Raw genomic sequence first — 16,701 nt, forward strand, 5'->3', positions numbered from 1 at the left:
CCGGCGCCAGCCCGCACCGCACCGGCGCGCGCCGGGCGCCGCAGGGCCCCGGCGCCCGGCGCCGGCGGTCCGTGCGCCCGCCCGTGTCGGAGAGACTGGCGGCCGTCAGGCCGCCCTCGCGCTGGGGATGGCGGGGACCTCGCGGGGGACGAGGGCGACGCGGCGGCGGCCGCCGCGGACGGTGATCTGGAGGCGGAGGCCACCGATCCTGGCCAGCACCAGGGCCACGGCCACCGCCGAGCCCAGGCAGATCGCGCCGCCGACCATCATCCCTATCCGGGCGCCGAGCTCGTCCGTCAGCCAGCCCATCAGCGGTCCGCCGATCGGCGTGCCGCCCACGAAGACCATCATGAAGAGCGCGACCACCCGGCCCCGCATGGCCGGGTCGCTGGCGACCTGGATGCTGGAGTTCGCCGTCACCTGGAACGCGAGCGCCGCCATCCCGACCGGGATCATCAGCACCGCGAACAGCCAGAAGACCGGCGAGAGCGCGGCCACCATCAGCGCCAGGCCGAACGCCGCGCCCGCCGCCACCGTGAACCGCATCCGTCTGCTGCCACGCCGCGCCGCGAACAGCGCGCCGGCCACCGATCCTGCCGCCATCAGCGAGTTGAGCAGGCCGTAGGTGCCGGCCCCGGAGTCGAAGACCCGGTCGGTGAAGGCGACCAGCCAGATCGCCGCGTTGAAGCCGAAGGTGCCGATGAAGCCGACGAGCACGATCATCCACAGCAGGTCGGGCCGGCTCCCGACGTACCGCAGGCCCTCGCGCAGCTGTCCCTTGCTGCGCGGGGCGCGCTCGGCCGGGTTGAGCTCGGAGACCCGCATCAGGCAGAGGCCGATGATGGGGGCGATGAACGAGAGCCCGTTGTAGAGGAACGCCCAGCCGGAGCCGACCGAGGTGATCACGACGCCGGCCACGGCGGGGCCGACCAGTCGCGCGGACTGGAAGTTGGCGGAGTTGAGCGAGACCGCGTTGCGCAGCAGCCCTGGCCCGACCATGTCGGAGACGAACGTCTGGCGGGCCGGGTTGTCGATCACGGTCGCCACGCCCACCGCGAACGAGAGCGCGTAGACGTGCCAGACCTCGACTACGCCGCCGAGCGTCAGCGCGGCCAGCGTGAGGCCGGTGATGCCGAGCGCGGCCTGGGTGCTGATCAGCAGGCGCCGCTTGTCGAGCCGGTCCGCGAGGACGCCGCCGTAGAGGCCGAAGAGCGCGAACGGCAGGAACTGGAGCGCCATGGTGATGCCCACCGCGGCGGCCGAGTCGGTGAGCTCGTGCACCAGCCAGTCCTGGGCGATGCGCTGCATCCACGTCCCGATGTTGGAGACGGCGGAGCCGAAGAAGTGGATCCGGTAGTTGCGGACCCGGAAGGAACTGAAGGTCGATATCTTGTCGGTCGTCGGGGAGGCGGGTGCGGGTGCGGAGTCGGCTCCGGGTCCCGAACTCAAGGGGAACACTCCTTCGTGCTGTGGTTCCTATCGGTGCGTCGGTGCGTGGGCGGGGTGGTCTGGGGGGATCGGGGGCTGAGGGGGAGCGGGCACGAGGCCCCGGCGCTCGCGGCGCTACAAGTGGGCGAGTTTGTGGAGTACGGGCGCCGCGTCGCGCAGCGCGGCCCACTCGTCCTCGTCGAGCTCCTCGACCAGCTTGGCCAGCCAGGCGTTCCGCTGGTGGCGGCTCGACTCCAGCATCTCGGCGGCCTGGTCGGTGGTGGCGACGAGCTTCTGCCGGCGGTCCTCGGGGTGCGGTTCGAGACGCACCAGGTGGCGCTCCTGGAGCAGGGCGATGATCCGCGTCATCGACGGCGGCTGCACGTGCTCCTTGCGGGCCAGCTCCCCCGGCGTCATCGCGCCGCAGCGGGTGAGCGTGCCGAGGGCGGAGAGTTCGGCGAGGCTCAGCCCGTGGTCGACGCCGAGATGACGCAGCCGGCGGGACAGTCGCAACACGCCCATGCGGAGCGTGTTCACCGCCTCGGCGTCATTCGCGTCGTCCATCATCGCGTGGGGCATGCGTCACACCACCGTCAACTCAATTAGCTTGCCTAACGAAATATATGACGATCATAGGCCCGGGTCCATTCCCCTGCACCCACTCGGGTGAGATCGGAGTCCTACGTCACACCCGGGCCGCACGCCCGGGCGGCCCACGGCCGCGGCTAGTCTTGGCCCATGCGCTGGGGTGACGTGACCAAGGGAAAGCGGGAGGCACCCGAGCCCCTCGAGGGCAACGTGGTGGCCACCATCCTCACCGGCACCATCGTCTGGGCCGTGGTCCTGGTCGCCCAGCTCCCCTTCTACTCCTGGTACGCGGACCACGGGCACACCCGCTGGCTGTGGTCCTGCGCGGCCGGCGTCGGCCTCGGGCTGCTCGGCCTGTGGATGGTGCGCCGGCGTGAGGCGGCGCTCCGGGCCGCCCGCGCGGCCGCCGGCGGTGCCTCGCCCGGGCAGAGCGCTCCGCAGGACTGAGGGCCCGCCCGGCCGTACCGTCGGAACATGACGGAGTCGCCGGAGCCGGGGGAGCCGGGGGAGCCGCAGGCCCCGCGGGAGACTCCGGCGGGCGGCCTGACGGCTGCCGAGGTCGCGGAGCGCGTCCGGCACGGCCAGGTCAACGACGTGCCCGCGCGTTCCTCGCGTCCGGTGCGGGAGATCGTCCGGGCGAACGTCCTCACCCTCTTCAACGGGATCATGGGGACGCTCTTCGTGATCATCCTGATCGTCGGCCCGATCCAGGACGCGCTGTTCGGCTTCGTCGTGGTGGCCAACGCGCTGATCGGCATCGTGCAGGAGCTGCGCGCCAAGCGGACGCTGGACAGCCTGGCGGTGATCGGGGAGGCCAGGCCGACCGTGCGCCGGGACGGCGCGGCCGTCTCCGTCGGCACCTCGGAGGTGGTGCTCGACGACCTGATCGAGCTCGGCCCGGGCGACCAGGTGGTGGTGGACGGGCGGCTCGTCGAGGCGGACGGCCTGGAGGTCGACGAGTCACTGCTGACCGGCGAGGCCGAGCCGGTGCTGAAGCGCCCGGGCGACCGGGTGCTGTCCGGCAGCTTCGTGGCGGCGGGCGGCGGCGCTTTCCAGGCCACCAGGGTGGGGCGGGGCGCGTACGCCGCCCGGCTGGCCGAGGAGGCCACCCGCTTCACGCTGGTCAACTCCGAGTTGCGCAACGGCATCCAGCGGATCCTGCGGATCTGCCTCACCGTGATGGTGCCGGCCGGCGTCGGGCTGGTGATCAGCCAGCTGGTGGTCTTCAACAGGACCGACACCTTCGGCGCGATCCGGCGGGCGGTGGCCGGCATCGTGGTGATGGTCCCGGAGGGCCTGGTGCTGCTGACGTCCGTCGCCTTCGCGATCGGAGTGATCCGGCTCGGTCAACGGCTCTGCCTGGTACAGGAGTTGCCCGCCATCGAGGGCCTGGCCCGGGTGGACGTCGTCTGCCTCGACAAGACGGGCACGCTGACCGAGGGCGGCATGGACGTGGCCGAGGTGCGGCCGCTCGGCGACACCCCGCGCCAACTGGCCGGGGACGCGCTGGGCGCGCTCGGCGCGGCCGAGCCGCGCCCCAACGCCAGCCTGCGCGCCGTCATCGCCTCGCACCCGCCGCCCGAGGGCTGGCGGGCCGCCGAGACGCTGCCGTTCTCCTCGGCCCGCAAGTACGCGGGCGCCGTCCTCACCGGCCCGGACGGCGCGACCGGGGTCTGGCTGCTCGGCGCCCCCGACGTGCTGCTGCCGTCCGGTCATCCACAGCTTGTGGATATCGAGGGGCTCAACGCGTCCGGGCTGCGGGTGCTGCTGCTCGCCCACACCGACCGGCCGCTCTCCGCGGGGCCCGAGGGCGTCTCCCCCGCGGCCCTGGTCATCCTGGAACAACGGCTGCGCCCCGACGCCGGCGACACGCTGCGCTACTTCGCCGAGCAGGGCGTCGCGGCCAAGATCATCTCGGGCGACAACGCCGTCTCGGTGGGCGCCGTCGCCGGCAAGCTGGAGCTGCCCGGCGCCGCGGACGCCGTCGACGCCCGCCGGCTCTCCGCCGGCGACCTGGAGCGGGCCACCGTCTTCGGCCGGGTCACCCCGCAGCAGAAGCGGGAGATGGTCGGCGGGCTGCGCGCCGGCGGCCACACGGTGGCGATGACCGGGGACGGCGTCAACGACGTGCTGGCCCTCAAGGACGCCGACATCGGCGTCTCGATGGGCTCTGGCTCGCCGGCGGCCAGGGCGGTGGCCCAGATCGTGCTGCTGAACAACAGCTTCGCCACCCTGCCCTCGGTGGTCGCCGAGGGGCGGCGGGTGATCGGCAACATCGAGCGGGTCGCGGCGCTGTTCCTCACCAAGACCGTCTACTCGGTGGTGCTCGCGGTGGTCGTGATCGCCACCGCGGTGCCGTACCCCTTCCTCCCCCGCCACCTCACGCTGCTGTCCGCGCTGACCATCGGCACCCCCGCGTTCTTCCTGGCCCTGGCCCCCAACACGGCCAGGGCCCGCGCCGGCTTCGTGCCCCGGGTGCTGCGGCTCGCCGTCCCGTTCGGCCTGATCGCCGGGGCCGCCACCATCGGCGTCTACCTGCTGGCCAGGGCCCACTACGGCGGCTCCGCCTCCTCCAGGGAGGCGGAGACCAGCGCCGCCACGCTCACCCTGTTCCTGATCGCGCTCTGGGTGCTCTGCATCATCGCCAGGCCGCTGACCGGCTGGCGGATCCTGCTGCTCGCCGCGATGGCGGTCGCGTTCGCCGTGGTGCTGCTGGTCCCCGCCCTCCAGCACTTCTTCGCGCTCCGCCTGGTCGGCGCCTATCTCCCGTGGACGGCCGTGGGGTTCGCGGTCGCGGCCGCCGCGCTGATCGAGCTCAGCTACCACCTCTTCCGGCTGCCCAGGCGTCGATCACCGCCACGTGCCGGATCCCGCCCGACTCGGAGATATGCCCGAACCAGGCGGCGCACTCCGGGATCGTCGTGATCATCCGCGCCGCCTCCTCGGCCTCCTCCCGGCTCCGCCAGACGATCACGTCGAGCCAGCTCCCGTCGTCCTCCTTGGTCAGATAGGCCGCCAGACACCCGGGAAACGTCCGGTGCAGCGCCTCGATCATCCGGGGCCGCTCGGAGACCAGCAGCCGCTCGGCCCCGTCCAGAATCCGAAACCGGGCCAATTCGATCACGTTCGACTCGTTGGACATGGCCGAGATTGTACGTTCGGCGACGGCGCGATGTGTTTCTGTCACGGCTGCGCCGCGCGGCAGCAGACGGTGTCGGCGGTGCCGCAGCGGGTGTCGGCGTCCCCCTTGACCGCGTAGACCTCCCACCGTTCGCCGCCGGGGCCGGTCGCCCAGACCTTGTCCTGCACGGCGTAGCAGCAGGCGACGTCGCGCTCCTCGACGGTGGGCAGCCCCTCCGCCGCCAGGCGCCCGGCCGCGACGGCGACCGCCGCGCCGTCGACCACCTCGACGCCGAGGTGATCGAGCCGGGTCTCCGCCCCCCGGTCGCCGCCCTCGATCAGCACCAGCTTCAGCGGCGGCTCGGCGACCGCGAAGTTCGCGTAGCCGGGGCGGCGCTTGGCCGGGGCGACGCCGAGGAGGCGGGAGTAGAAGGCGACGGACGCCTCCAGATCGCTGACACGCAGGGCCAGTTGAACGCGGGACATGCGGAACCCCCTCCTTGCATCGATGCCTGTCGATGCAGCCGAGCTTGGCACCTGCTTCGACATCCGTCAATATAGATCCATGCCTAAGCAAGCCGATCTCCCGCTGATCGACCAGACCGCCGTCTGCTGCGCCCCCATGGTCCGCGAGCCGCTCGGCGAGGCGGACGCCGCCGAGCTGGCGCGGATGTTCAAGGCGCTCTCCGACCCGATCCGGCTGCGGCTGCTCTCCCTGATCGCCTCGCACGAGGGCGGCGAGGCGTGTGTCTGCGACCTGACCGGCCGGTTCGACGTCTCCCAGCCGACGATCTCCCACCACCTGCGGGTGCTGCGCGACGCCGGCCTCGTCGACTCGGAGCGGCGCGGCACCTGGGTCTACTACCGGGTGCGGCCCGCCGCCCTGGCCCGCCTCGCCGCGCCGCTCCTCACCCCGGCGTGAACGGCCTCCCGTCGCCTCTGGCGCGGCGCGTGGCGGCCGAGGCGCTCGGCACGGCCGCGCTGGTCGCGGTGGTGGTCGGCTCCGGCATCCAGGCCGCCGAGCTGACCGAGGACGCCGGCGTCCGGCTGCTCGCCAACTCCCTCGCGACCGTCCTCGGCCTCGGCACGCTGATCGCCCTCCTCGGGCCGGTCTCCGGCGCCCACTTCAACCCGCTGGTCTCGCTCGCCGCGCACCTCGTCGGCCGCCGCACGGGCACCGGCCCGAGCCTGCGCGACGTGGCCGCCTACGCGCCCGCCCAGTTCGCGGGCGCCGTCGCGGGCGCGGTGCTGGCGGACGCGATGTTCGGCCGGCCGCCGGGAGCCCTCGCCACCACCGACCGCCTCGCCGCCCACCTGTGGCTCGGCGAACTGGTGGCCACCGCCGGCCTGGTCCTGCTGGCGCTCGGCCTCGACCGGGTCGGCCGGGCGCACCTGGCGCCGGCCGCGGTCGCGTCCTACATCGGCGCCGCGTACTGGTTCACGTCCTCGACGGCGTTCGCCAACCCCGCCGTGACCGTCGGCCGCGCGTTCACCGACACGTTCGCCGGCATCGCCCCCGGCTCGGTGCCGGCGTTCGTGCTGGCCCAGTCGCTCGGCGCGGCCGTCGGCCTCGCCCTGCTGGCCCTGCTCCTTCCCGCGCCCGCCCCCGCGCGGGCCACCGTCCACCCTCCCCGTCGCGAAGGCGTCCTCACCCCATGAACACCCCCGCCGTCCCCTCCGTCCTCTTCGTCTGCGTCCACAACGCCGGCCGTTCCCAGATGGCCGCTGCCTTCCTCGCCCACCTGGCCGCCGGCCGCGTCGAGGTGCGCTCCGCCGGCTCGGCGCCGGCCGACTCCGTCAACCCGGCGGTGGTCGAGGCGATGCGGGAGGTCGGCATCGACATCTCCGCCGAGACGCCCAAGGTGCTGACGGCGGAGGCGGTGCGGTCCTCTGACGTGGTCATCACGATGGGCTGCGGCGACGCCTGCCCGGTCTTCCCCGGCCGGCGCTACCTGGACTGGCGGTTGGCCGACCCGGCCGGCCAGGGGGTGGCCGCCGTCCGCCCGATCCGCGACGAGATCGAGCGGCTGGTGCGGGGCCTGCTGGCCGACCTCGGCGTCACGGCTGGTGGAAGGTGACCTCCGGATACCGCGCCGACGGCCCGCCGAGCAACGGCGCGTCCCGGCCCCGCAGTTGGTGATCGACGAACGCCGTGACGTACCGGAGCCCGTTCGGATCGGAAGGCGGCTAGCGGGACGAGCGCACGCGAAACGGCTGGTATTACTGGGGCATGCAGGAAGACATCGCACGCTCCGCGATCGACACGTTCATCTCCGCGTTCAACACCTCGGACGACAGCTATGTGACTGCCCTGCTCTCCCAGGCTCTGACCTCAGACGTGGTCTTCTGGGGGCCGTTGGGTCGCAGCGAAGGAATCGCGGCGGTCGAGCGGTTCGTGCTGGACATCCGGCACCACCCTGCGGGGACCGGCACGATGGTGCGCTGCTCGGCGGTGGACATGCCTGGCGAGTGGGCCCGGTACCAGTGGGTCTTCACCACGCCGGACGGAGGTCCCCGCCTGGCGGGAACGGACGTCGTCCATCTGCGGCGGAGCCTCATCGACCAGGTCATCGTCTTTGCGGGGGAGATCGAACCGTCCGTCTCCTGAGTCGTCCTTCCGCCGCTCCCCTTCTCGTGAACCTGCCTCTTTTCGGCGCTCGGGGGCTGCGGTGTCGAGGGGGCGTCCGCCCCAGCGGATGCCCTTCTCGCTGCGGGCGCGGGCGCGTTCCTGGTCTTCGTCGGCCTTTTGGCCAGCTGGGCGATCAGCGGCACCCGGTTCCCGCCCGCCGAGGCCAGCGGCATCATCGCGCGCCGGTAGCGCACCGAACTCGCGCTGCCCCTGCGCTTGATCTGCTGCGGCTTCTGCCCCTCCTGGTCGGTCAGTCTGCGTACACGGACGGGCTCGGCCACCGGGCCTCCAGCGATCGGATCGGACCTCGCCGCACATCCAACCGCCACGACCGCCAACCCGGTGAACCTATGCGGTCACAGCACCAGGCGGCACCCCCGAGTCCCCCCATCCGCCCACGGCCGACATTCCGGCACCGGCCCGCCCCCCGGGGTGAACCGGGCAGGGCAGGCCGGGGTTTGCTCTGTTGGGTGAGCAGGCGATGAGGTCGAGGGTGTGGTAGCTGGTTGCTTGGACGTACCAAGCGGCGTGCGTGTCGCCTCCCCGGCGGAGGACACCCTCGACATGCGCGACCTTCGCGGCGAGCCGCGCCGGCTCCCGCTCTTCCACGCTCGCGAACCCAGGTGCGGCGATGGTCACCTGCTCCTCGAACCAGGCGACGGTATCGCCGACTTCACGGAAGGTTGCGGCGATGGCGCCTGCCGGTCGTAGCAGCCAGTCGCTGATCCGCACGGGCGTGCACGGGTTGTTCGCGAACTCCGCCGACCCCGGCCGGCGCGGGCCCTCCCGGTCGTAGGTGCGGCGGTCGCCGCTCCAGCGGTAGGCGTGAAAGTGCGGCCGGGGCCAGCCCCCTTCCGAGGGCCGGCCGACTCGCGGGCTACTGACGTCCACAGCCGTCGCCGTCTCCACAACCGCCGGAGTCACCTGGATGGGGGCACCTCCCAGCGTTAGCTGGGGGAGGCTCGTCGTCTCCCGGATCCGCTGCCATGTCGGTTACCGTTCCTCTCATCCCAAGGCGCGCGGCTTGTCCCCACGCCGGTGATGCAGCCGTTCCGGGCGGGGACGGCCAAATCCATCCGCCCGGAACGGACATCTCTTGTCACGCGTGGTGCGGATTGCCAGGCGCAGGCGTGACGAGCCAGAACGACTCCGTCACCAACCGATAACGCCGGTGGGCGGGGTGCAGCCCGGTGTGCTTCAACGCCCACACCTCAACCGGCAACTGCTCGTCCTCCACCCGCATCGACGCCAGGCCACAGGACAGGCACATCACCTGGAACACGCCTTGCGGGACCCCGTCTTCGGCTTCGGCGGTCACCGTCCTCCCCCAGACTTCGTCCGGGGGTGCCCCCATGGCTGACCGGATCAGCCGGCGACTCAACGCAACTCCGCAGAACGCCGGTTCGCCTCCGCCACCAGCGGGCCGAGCGACTCGCTCAGCGCCACCGGCGCGACATCCTCCGGCAGGGCGGCCCACTCACACCCACCACCCAACGGCCGCAACCACACCCGCCCGCACTCATGCGCCATGACTCGGCCGACCTCGGCCCGGGATGCGTCGCGCGCCATCGCACCGACGTCCACCACATCCGTAGGGAACCTCTCGGGTTCTTCCCTTTCCCGCTCCATGGTTGGACTGTGACGGCTTGATGAGCCCCTACGATTGCCGCCGGCAGGGATACCCATCATGGGTAGACTTCCGGCCTGGGCTCCGTGCTATTCCTTGACTTCGATCTACGCGGGGATGCGAGATGGCCTTTGAGTCTCCGGCGGCGTTGCCCGTAAGGGTGCTGGAACGACCTGATGTTCGAGACGCATTGGCTCGTCATGACTTCGGGCGCGTCTTCTTCCTGGCCCGCAAGTGGGGCGGCATCAGCTATATGAAGATCGCCGACGCCTGCGCAATCAAGCCCGAGAGGGTTGGGAAGCTGGCAAGGGGGGAGGGCGCGATCACCACATACGAAAAGATCGCCACCATCGCCGACGGCCTACGCGTTCCAGGATGCCTCCTCGGACTCGCACCCCGCTCATGGGAGAGCAACCAGGCCCACTCAGAAGCCATACTGAGCACTGCCGGTACCTTGGCACTCGACGTAAGGCAGATGGGTCCCGAACACGCAGAGGACGAAACCTTGCGACGCAGAGAATTTCTCGCTGCCGCGATATCGGCGACCGGATCCACCCTCGACTTTCCCCTCGACTCGCAGCGTGTTGGTCCTTCGGATGTCCAACGCCTCAAGGAACGAACAATTCGACTGCGACGCCTTGACGACTTTCTGGGAGGAGAGTACACCTACCCGATATACGCTCGGGAGTTGCGTTCCATTTCCATGTTGCTGGACCGCGGAAGCTACCTGGAATCAACCGCGCGCGCGTTGCTCGCCCTAGCTGCCGAACAGGCTCAGCAAGCAGGCTGGGCCGCGTTCGACGCGGGGCAGCACCCTGAGGCCGAGCGGCTGTATCGCGTAGCGCTCCGTGCGGCCACAGACGGGAACGATCAGTCGCTCATCGGCAACTCGCTGGCCTTTCTCGCGTATCAGCAAATCAGCACTGCCCAGTCCGGGGTCGACATGGCAACGGCATCATGTGAACACGCAGGTCGCGACGCTCCGGCAGCCGTCCGCGCGCTTCTCTTCGAACGGCTTGCCTGGGCTCATGCCAAGGCCAGGCAACCAAGAGGCGCAGAACAGGCCCTGGCAGAGGCGGAAGCAGCAGTCGCATCCGCCGAAGCGGAGCAGGCCGGGCCTGACTGGGCGGCATGGGTGGATCAGCGGGAGGTCAGCATCATGACCGGCCGATGCTGGGCAGAACTGGGTCGACCGCTGCGCGCTGTGCCGGTCTTGGAGGAGACGCTGGCGGGCTTCCCCGACACTCGTGCGAGAGACAAGTCCCTCTACATGTCCTGGCTTGCCGATGCTTATCTCGATGCGGGAGAAATCGAGCAGGCGGCCGCAGTCACGGAGCGCTGCTTCCAACTGGCCCTTGGGATCGGCTCTGTTCGCCCCCAAGAACGGGTAACGATGTTACTGAACCGTTTGAAGCCTCATCATTCGGTGCCGGAAGTCGCCGAACTCCTTGAGCACGCGACGGCGTGAGTCAACTCGTGGCGCTGCGAATCCAGTCCAGATAGCCGGTCGCGCCGGCGCAGATGGGTACGGCGGCGATCTCAGGGTTCTCCCATGGATGATGGGCCAGGAGGTGTTCCTCCAGGTCCGGGTAACGGTCCATCCGGGTCTTGAGCAGCAACTGCCACTCCTCCCCGGTGCCGAACTCCCCCAGGTGCCAGAAGACCGAGACCACCGGGCCGACGATCTGAGCACCGGCGGCCAACCGAGCCTCGACAGCACTCCGGGCCAGGGCCTCCGCGGCCTCCCGGGTTTCGGTGGCGGTGGATACCTGCACGAAGTCAGTCATGGCCCGAGAGTACGCGCGAACGGCACGACAGCCGGCTGCTCGGCGAAGAGGAAGAGAGGAAGCACACGGTGAGCAACGAGGCCGGTCGGATCTTTCGTGAGGCGTGCATCGCGGGCGTGCGGAAGCACGATCCCGGTGAGCCCAAGCCGGGCTACGTGGCGCCCTGGGAGGAGACCCCGGAGTGGGAGCGGCAGGCGGCCGCCGCCGTCTCCGGTCAGGTGCGGGAGTTCGTCTCGGTCAGTGGTGGGAACACGAGCAGGCTCACGCGGGAGCAGAAGGGCCGCTTCGTCGCCCTCTGCTGGATCGCGCAGATCCACCGGCTGAACGAGTCGCCCAAGCCGGGCTATGTCGCGGACTGGGCGGATCTCCCGACGTGGCAGCGGGAGACCGACGCGGACGTCTTCGAGGCTATCGAGCGGGCCGCCGCATAGGGTCGGGGAGGTCACGAAACCTCGGAGGGCACGATGAACGTGACGGATGGCTATCTCGGCGCGGCGGAACGGTTGGCAGGACAGTACGGTCCAGGTCATCAACTGCGCTCCATCGAAGCCATCCGATGGCCGTTCGAGAGGACGAGACGGCCTGACTGAGGCTTTGCCGACGAGGCGATCCTCTTGGAGCCGGACGCCGCCAACACCGGGCAGAACATCGCCTTCGCGCGCCGGCTGCTCCAGGAGACGGGCATCGCGGTCGACTCGGTCCTGCTGATCTGCAAGCCGTACATGGAGCGCCGTGCGTACGCGACCTGCCGTCGGGTCTGGCCAGAGGTCGAGGTCGTCTGCACCTCGGAGCCGCTGTCCCTCGACGACTACGTCAAGTCCATCGGTGACGAGAAACTGGTGGTCGACATGATCGTCGGCGACCTGCAACGGGTGGTCGAGTACCCAGCGCTCGGCTACGCCGTCCCCCAACCCGTGCCGGACCGGGTCCGCGCGGCGTACGAGCGGCTGCTCCAGGCCCGGTTCGACAGCCGGCTGGTCGTCCGGAGCTAAGAGAAGGAGGACATCAGGTGACGAACGAGACCGGTCGGTTATTCCGTGAGGCGTGGATCTCGGGCGTGCGGAGGCACTGTCCCGGTGAGCCCAAGCCGGGGTACGTCGCCGACTGGGCGGAGCTTCCGGCGTGGCGGCGGGAGACCGACGCGGATGTCTTCGAGGCCGTCGAGCGGGACGCCGCATAGGGTCGAGGGTCCACGAGACCTCGGAGGGCACGATGAGCGTGACGGACGGCTATCTGGCCGCGGCGGAGCGGGCGGTGGCGCTGTTGGAGGCGCCGGAGGTGGTCGCCGCGTGGGAGCGGCCGAGCGTGCTGGAGGGGATGACCGTCGGTGGGCTGGCCGCGCACCTCGCGTACCAGATCTTCGACGTCGGCGCGGTGACGCAGGTGCTGCTCGACCCGGAGCTGCGGGAGTCCGGGCTGCGGGAGGCGCCGATAACGCTGCTGGAGAACTACGCCAGGGCGGCCTGGATCGACGTGCCGCTCGACGGCGAGGTCAACACCGGCATCAGGGAGCGGGCCGAGGGGCTCGGGGCCCAGGGGTCGGTGAGCCTGGCGGAGTTGGCCAGGACGACGTTGGCAACGCAGCGGGACGGGCTCGGCGCGTGTGCGGGTGACCAGGCCGTGTTCCTGCCGCGGGCGGGGTGGTCGCTGCGGCTGGACGACTACCTGGTCACCCGGTTGTTGGAGCTGGCCGTGCACCTGGACGACCTCGCCGCCAGCGTGGGGCTCGCGACCCCCGAGCTGCCGGACGCCGCCTTCGATCCGGTGCTCACGCTGTTGGCGCGGCTGGCGGCCAAGCGGCACGGGCAGAGCGCGCTGCTGCGGGCGTTGGCCCGGGTGGAGCGCGCGCCGGGGGCGATCAACGCGATCTGATCCGGCCGCCGCCGCGCTATCCGGCGAGTTCCCGCTCCAGGCCGTCGAGCAGGGCCTGGAGGCCGAACTCGAAGGTCCGGTCGGGGGCGGCGGCGTACTCGGTCGCCGCCTCGGTCTCCAGTCGGGCGCGCAGCCGCGGGTAACGCATCGCGATCTCCCGCGCCTTGGTCATGGTCTCGGCCATCGCCTCCTGGAACGACTCCTCCGCCGTGCCGTGGCCCCCGCCGAGTCTCCTGGTGAGTGAGGCGGTCGCGGCGATGCCGGCCGCGTTGCCGAGGACGTAGGTGAAGACGGTGGCCGCGGCCCGGTCGGCCTGGGCGCCGGTGAAGCCGGCGGCCTCGTAGACGGCCAGGCTGTGGTCGTCGTGGCGGGCCTTCCCTTCGCCGTAGACGAGGTGTGCGGCGAGGACCCGCACCAGCCAGGGGTGCCGGACGAACATCCCGTACAGGTCCGTGGCCATGGTGGAGGCCGCGGTGCGCCAGTCGACCGCGCCCAGGTCGGGCAGCGTGAGCTCGCTCCACACCTGGTCGGTGGCGAGCAGCACGAGGTTGTCCTTGCTCTTGACGTGCCAGTACACGGCCGTGGCGGCGGAGTCGAGCCGCTTGCCCAGGGCGCGCATGTTCAGGCCCTCGAGGCCGTCGGCGTCCAGGAGCTCGACGGCGGTGCGGACGATCTGGTCTCGGGTGAGTGTGTCGCGCGGCATGACCGCACGCTACCCAGCCCCTTGCACAAAGTTCAAGAAGGGGGTTGCACGGTGTTCAAGTCCTGACCTACGGTCTTCCTCGACACCGGTTGAACTTAGTTCAAGTCGAAGGAGAGTCCGATGAGTAACCTCGCCGGCATCATGCAGCTGCTCGTCGCCGCCGCCTTCGTCAGCATCCCGGTGGTCCGCCACCGGTTCGGCCCCGCCGCGAAGGCCGCCGCCGTGGCCGAGCTCCGCCGCCAGCGGGTCCGCCCGGAGGTGCTGGAGGAGAACCGGCTCCGGTTCGACGCCGGTGGCCACGAGACCGCGGCTCCGGCGGCCGTCGCCGCGGTGATGGTGGCCATCGCCGCCCCGAACTTCGCCGGCTCCGACCTGGCCCGGCCGCTGACCTGGGTCTTCTCCTCGCTGGTCCTGCTGATGAACGCGGCGATCGTCTACAGCGACCTCACCGCGGTGAGGTCCGTGGAGGCCGCCTTCCGCCGCTGGGTGCGGGCTCAGACCTACCTGCGCAACACCGTGGTCTTCGGCGGCTCGGCCGTCGCCCTGCTCGCCGTCTCCCTCGGCTGAGCCACCCCACCCACCTCGGCCCGCCGAGGTGGGGTGGGTGGGGTGGGGTGGGGTCAGGCGATCCGGCGGAGGCGGCGGAGCGCCAGGTAGCAGAGCAGCGCGGTCAGGGCGAGGAAGACGCCGGTCTCGATGAACTGGAAGGTCCAGAAGCGGTCACCCGGCTGATAGAGCTGCCAGTTGGTCGAGCCGGGTTCGACGCCGCCGCGCGCCAGGCACTCGGGGTCGTGCGGCGGGCAGCCCACCAGGCCGCTGCTGACGAGCTCGCCGTCCGCGTTCCGGACGCCGCTCTCGTAGACCCAGCTGGCCGCCGCGGGGTTGAGCCACTGGCCGCCGGTGGTGGCGTAGCTCAGTTCCACGGGGGCCAGGTAGTGCGGGCGGACCAGGATCTCGATGCCGAGGCGGACGACGACGAAGCCGCCCAGCGTGACGGCCATCGCCGGCAGGACGCGGCGGGTGAGGGTGCCGGCGAAGGCGCCGAGGGCGAGCGCGAAGAGGGTGTAGCCGACGGGGGCGACGCCCTGGACGTCGAAGAAGCCGTAGGCCAGCCGCCCGGTGCCGTTGGCCGCCACCGGGGCGAACCACCAGGTGACGCCCACCGCGTAGGCCACCGCGAGCGGGACGGTGAGGGCGGTGAGCAGGCCGAGCTTGGTGAGGGCCCAGCGGCGCCGGCTGATGCCCTGGGTCCAGACGAGGCGGTGGGTGCCGTGCTCGACCTCGCGGGCGACGAGGGGCGCGCCGAAGAAGAGGCCGACGAGCAGCGGCAGCACCATGAACAGGATGGCCACGATGGTGAGGCTGTTGAACTCGTCGGTGAACTGCCGGCGCAGCGCGTCGCACGTGTCGACCTGGCCGGAGACCAGCACCTCGGTGCCGAGCGCGTCGAGGCAGTCGGCGAGGCCCGAGTCCTCGAAGGTGGCGTGCATGTTCAGCCCGGTGGGCACCATCAGGGCCGCCAGTGCGGCCAACGCAAGGGCCAGGTAGAGGAGTTGCCTGCGGTGTTGGCGCCAGGTCAGCCAGATCACGCGGTCACCTCCGCGCGGCGGCTCTCGGCGGCGCCGAGGTAGGCGAGGACCAGGTCCTCAAGCGACACGTCGTGCGCCGACCAGGCGGGGTCGGCGGGGCCCGCGCCGGTGGTGCGGGCGAGCAGGGTGGTCTGCCGGTCGGTGTGGCTGGCGCGGATCACGCTCCGGACGCCGGGGAGGGCGTCGGGCGCGTCGGTGCGGGGGCCGACGAGGGTGCGGTGCTCGGCGATCAGATCGTCGACGTCGCCGACGAGTTGGACGTGGGCGGTCTGGAGCAGGATCAGGTAGTCGCAAACCCGCTCCAGGTCGGCGAGCAGGTGGGAGGAGAGCAGCACGGTGGTGCCGGTCTCGGCGACGGCGCTCATCAGGGCGCCCATGAACTCGTGGCGGGCCAGCGGGTCGAGGGCCGCGGCCGGCTCGTCGAGGAGCAGCAGTCGGGGGCGTTTGGCCAGCGCCAGGGCCAGCGCGACCTGGGCGCGTTGGCCGCCGGAGAGGCTGCCGACCGGCTTGCGGGTGGGGATGCCGATGGCGGTGAGCCGGTCGTGGGCGAGGTCGGTGTCCCAGCGGCGGTTGAGCCTGGCGCCCATGGTGATCAGCTCGTCGGCGGTGAAGTCCCGGTAGAGCGGGGTGTCCTGGGCGACGAAGCCGATCCGGGAAAGGGTCTCGGTGTCGCCGCGCGGGTCGCGGCCGAAGACCCGGACGGTGCCCGCGTCGGGGCGGAGCAGGCCGACGGCCAGGTGCAGCAGGGTGGACTTGCCGGCGCCGTTGGGGCCGACGAGGGCGGCTATCCGGCCGGCCGGCAGCCGCAGCGAGCAGCCGCGCAACGCCCAGGCGCGGCCGTAGCGTTTGCCCAGCGCGTCGGTCTCCAACGCGGTCTCGTGGGCTTCATCGGTCATCTGTGCTCCCACACGTCTCGGGTCATTGAGCGTCGTCGGGAACCGGGCGATCGAGGGTGGCGCGCAGCGTGGTGTCGATGAGGGCCGCGATGTCCTCGCGGGCGAGCCCCGCGGCCTCGGCCCGGCGCAGCCAGGCCACCAACTCCTCGCGCAGCTCCGCCTGTTGGGGCAGCGAGTCGCCGGCGAGGGTGCCGACGAGGAAGGTGCCGACCCCCGGCCGCCCCTCGGCGAGCCCCTCCAACTCCAGCTGGCGGTACGCCTTCAGGACCGTGTTCGGGTTGATCGCCAACGTTCGGGCGACCTCGCGCACCTTGGGCAGCTGGTCGCCGGGCCTGGCGATGCCGACGCGGAGCGCCTGCCTCACCTGGAGCACCAGCTGCATGTAGGTGGCCACCTTCGAGCGACCGTCGAGCACGAACTCGATCACCGGTTCATTCTCCTATTGTCCTATGACAGTAAGAC

General features: G+C 71.3%; 23 protein-coding genes and 1 pseudogene. 12 read left to right on the forward strand and 12 right to left on the reverse strand.

From position 1 onward, the window contains the following. Positions 1-105: 105 nt before the first annotated feature. Positions 106-1,449, reverse strand: a complete 1,344-nt coding sequence (locus ACYVPE_RS06980) for an MFS transporter (RefSeq protein ID WP_461032533.1) — start codon at positions 1,447-1,449, stop codon at positions 106-108. A gap of 114 nt (positions 1,450-1,563) precedes the next feature. Further along, entirely contained in the window at positions 1,564-2,007 is a 444-nt protein-coding gene (locus tag ACYVPE_RS06985; RefSeq protein WP_461032534.1) for a MarR family winged helix-turn-helix transcriptional regulator, read from the reverse strand. 159 nt (positions 2,008-2,166) lie between these two features. Between ACYVPE_RS06985 and ACYVPE_RS06990 the strand changes: the two genes are divergently transcribed. Then, a complete protein-coding gene (locus ACYVPE_RS06990; RefSeq protein ID WP_461032535.1) occupies positions 2,167-2,463 on the forward strand; it encodes a DUF2530 domain-containing protein in 297 nt (98 codons plus the stop codon). Between the two features lie 27 nt (positions 2,464-2,490). After that, positions 2,491-4,941, forward strand: a complete 2,451-nt coding sequence (locus ACYVPE_RS06995) for an HAD-IC family P-type ATPase (protein ID WP_461032536.1) — start codon at positions 2,491-2,493, stop codon at positions 4,939-4,941. Here ACYVPE_RS06995 and ACYVPE_RS07000 read toward each other — a convergent pair. Both ACYVPE_RS07000 and ACYVPE_RS07005 read right to left on the reverse strand, forming a co-directional pair. Then, on the reverse strand, positions 4,832-5,158 hold the full coding sequence (locus tag ACYVPE_RS07000; RefSeq protein WP_461032537.1) for an antibiotic biosynthesis monooxygenase: 327 nt from the start codon (positions 5,156-5,158) through the stop codon (positions 4,832-4,834). The two genes, ACYVPE_RS06995 and ACYVPE_RS07000, sit on opposite strands and share 110 nt — an antisense overlap. A 41-nt stretch (positions 5,159-5,199) precedes the next feature. Continuing rightward, positions 5,200-5,622, reverse strand: coding sequence for an ArsI/CadI family heavy metal resistance metalloenzyme (locus tag ACYVPE_RS07005; protein WP_461032538.1), 423 nt, complete (start codon positions 5,620-5,622; stop codon positions 5,200-5,202). Between the two features lie 79 nt (positions 5,623-5,701). Here ACYVPE_RS07005 and ACYVPE_RS07010 point away from each other — a divergent pair, with 79 nt between their 5' ends. From ACYVPE_RS07010 to ACYVPE_RS07025, 4 genes are all read left to right on the forward strand, one after another. Next, complete coding sequence (locus ACYVPE_RS07010; RefSeq protein ID WP_461032539.1) at positions 5,702-6,058, forward strand: ArsR/SmtB family transcription factor; 357 nt, start codon at positions 5,702-5,704, stop codon at positions 6,056-6,058. A 29-nt stretch (positions 6,059-6,087) separates the two neighbouring features. Then, positions 6,088-6,795 (forward strand): aquaporin, encoded by a 708-nt coding sequence (locus ACYVPE_RS07015; protein WP_461032540.1) that lies wholly within the window; start codon positions 6,088-6,090, stop codon positions 6,793-6,795. Beyond that, on the forward strand, positions 6,792-7,214 hold the full coding sequence (locus tag ACYVPE_RS07020; RefSeq protein WP_461032541.1) for an arsenate reductase ArsC: 423 nt from the start codon (positions 6,792-6,794) through the stop codon (positions 7,212-7,214). The genes ACYVPE_RS07015 and ACYVPE_RS07020 overlap by 4 nt, the downstream gene beginning before the upstream one ends. A gap of 152 nt (positions 7,215-7,366) precedes the next feature. Then, entirely contained in the window at positions 7,367-7,744 is a 378-nt protein-coding gene (locus ACYVPE_RS07025; RefSeq protein ID WP_461032542.1) for a nuclear transport factor 2 family protein, read from the forward strand. Between the two features lie 369 nt (positions 7,745-8,113). Here ACYVPE_RS07025 and ACYVPE_RS07030 read toward each other — a convergent pair whose 3' ends face one another. From ACYVPE_RS07030 to ACYVPE_RS07040, 3 genes are all read right to left on the reverse strand, one after another. Beyond that, the gene (locus ACYVPE_RS07030) at positions 8,114-8,656 is read right to left on the reverse strand and encodes a hypothetical protein (RefSeq protein ID WP_461032543.1); all 543 of its coding nucleotides are present in this window, start codon (positions 8,654-8,656) and stop codon (positions 8,114-8,116) included. A gap of 208 nt (positions 8,657-8,864) precedes the next feature. Next, positions 8,865-9,083 carry a DUF7848 domain-containing protein gene (locus tag ACYVPE_RS07035; RefSeq protein WP_461032544.1) on the reverse strand — a complete coding sequence of 73 codons (219 nt, stop codon included), beginning with the start codon at positions 9,081-9,083 and terminating at the stop codon, positions 8,865-8,867. 59 nt (positions 9,084-9,142) lie between these two features. Further along, positions 9,143-9,394: a hypothetical protein gene (locus ACYVPE_RS07040; RefSeq protein ID WP_461032545.1), complete on the reverse strand. Its 252-nt coding sequence runs from the start codon at positions 9,392-9,394 to the stop codon at positions 9,143-9,145. 122 nt (positions 9,395-9,516) lie between these two features. Between ACYVPE_RS07040 and ACYVPE_RS07045 the strand changes: the two genes are divergently transcribed. After that, positions 9,517-10,860, forward strand: coding sequence for an XRE family transcriptional regulator (locus ACYVPE_RS07045; protein ID WP_461032546.1), 1,344 nt, complete (start codon positions 9,517-9,519; stop codon positions 10,858-10,860). Position 10,861: 1 nt separating this feature from the next. Here the strand turns inward: ACYVPE_RS07045 and cutA are convergent, their stop codons facing one another. Beyond that, entirely contained in the window at positions 10,862-11,179 is a 318-nt protein-coding gene (gene cutA / locus ACYVPE_RS07050; protein WP_461032547.1) for a divalent-cation tolerance protein CutA, read from the reverse strand. A gap of 68 nt (positions 11,180-11,247) precedes the next feature. Here cutA and ACYVPE_RS07055 point away from each other — a divergent pair, with 68 nt between their 5' ends. From ACYVPE_RS07055 to ACYVPE_RS07070, 4 genes and pseudogenes are all read left to right on the forward strand, one after another. Continuing rightward, positions 11,248-11,610 (forward strand): hypothetical protein, encoded by a 363-nt coding sequence (locus tag ACYVPE_RS07055; RefSeq protein ID WP_461032548.1) that lies wholly within the window; start codon positions 11,248-11,250, stop codon positions 11,608-11,610. Between the two features lie 159 nt (positions 11,611-11,769). Beyond that, positions 11,770-12,171 (forward strand): annotated as a pseudogene (locus ACYVPE_RS07060) (YdcF family protein); the annotation flags it as partial. Positions 12,172-12,188: 17 nt separating this feature from the next. Continuing rightward, positions 12,189-12,359: a hypothetical protein gene (locus ACYVPE_RS07065; RefSeq protein ID WP_461032549.1), complete on the forward strand. Its 171-nt coding sequence runs from the start codon at positions 12,189-12,191 to the stop codon at positions 12,357-12,359. Positions 12,360-12,391: 32 nt separating this feature from the next. After that, positions 12,392-13,051, forward strand: coding sequence for a maleylpyruvate isomerase N-terminal domain-containing protein (locus ACYVPE_RS07070; protein WP_461032550.1), 660 nt, complete (start codon positions 12,392-12,394; stop codon positions 13,049-13,051). Positions 13,052-13,067: 16 nt separating this feature from the next. On the opposite strand, the gene ACYVPE_RS07075 is transcribed toward ACYVPE_RS07070, so the two are convergent. Continuing rightward, positions 13,068-13,754: a TetR/AcrR family transcriptional regulator C-terminal domain-containing protein gene (locus ACYVPE_RS07075; protein WP_461032551.1), complete on the reverse strand. Its 687-nt coding sequence runs from the start codon at positions 13,752-13,754 to the stop codon at positions 13,068-13,070. A 120-nt stretch (positions 13,755-13,874) separates the two neighbouring features. Here ACYVPE_RS07075 and ACYVPE_RS07080 point away from each other — a divergent pair, with 120 nt between their 5' ends. After that, complete coding sequence (locus tag ACYVPE_RS07080) at positions 13,875-14,321, forward strand: hypothetical protein (RefSeq protein WP_461032552.1); 447 nt, start codon at positions 13,875-13,877, stop codon at positions 14,319-14,321. 53 nt (positions 14,322-14,374) lie between these two features. Here ACYVPE_RS07080 and ACYVPE_RS07085 read toward each other — a convergent pair whose 3' ends face one another. Genes ACYVPE_RS07085 through ACYVPE_RS07095 form a run of 3 tightly spaced genes read right to left on the reverse strand, consistent with a single transcriptional unit; the run spans position 14,375 to position 16,666 of the window. Further along, entirely contained in the window at positions 14,375-15,343 is a 969-nt protein-coding gene (locus ACYVPE_RS07085) for an ABC transporter permease (RefSeq protein WP_461032553.1), read from the reverse strand. Continuing rightward, positions 15,340-16,239 (reverse strand): ABC transporter ATP-binding protein, encoded by a 900-nt coding sequence (locus ACYVPE_RS07090; RefSeq protein ID WP_461032554.1) that lies wholly within the window; start codon positions 16,237-16,239, stop codon positions 15,340-15,342. The genes ACYVPE_RS07085 and ACYVPE_RS07090 overlap by 4 nt, the downstream gene beginning before the upstream one ends. 22 nt (positions 16,240-16,261) lie before the next feature. Next, positions 16,262-16,666: a GntR family transcriptional regulator gene (locus tag ACYVPE_RS07095; RefSeq protein WP_461032555.1), complete on the reverse strand. Its 405-nt coding sequence runs from the start codon at positions 16,664-16,666 to the stop codon at positions 16,262-16,264. Positions 16,667-16,701: the final 35 nt, after the last annotated feature.

It is taken from the genome of Streptomyces mayteni (genome assembly GCF_054783955.1).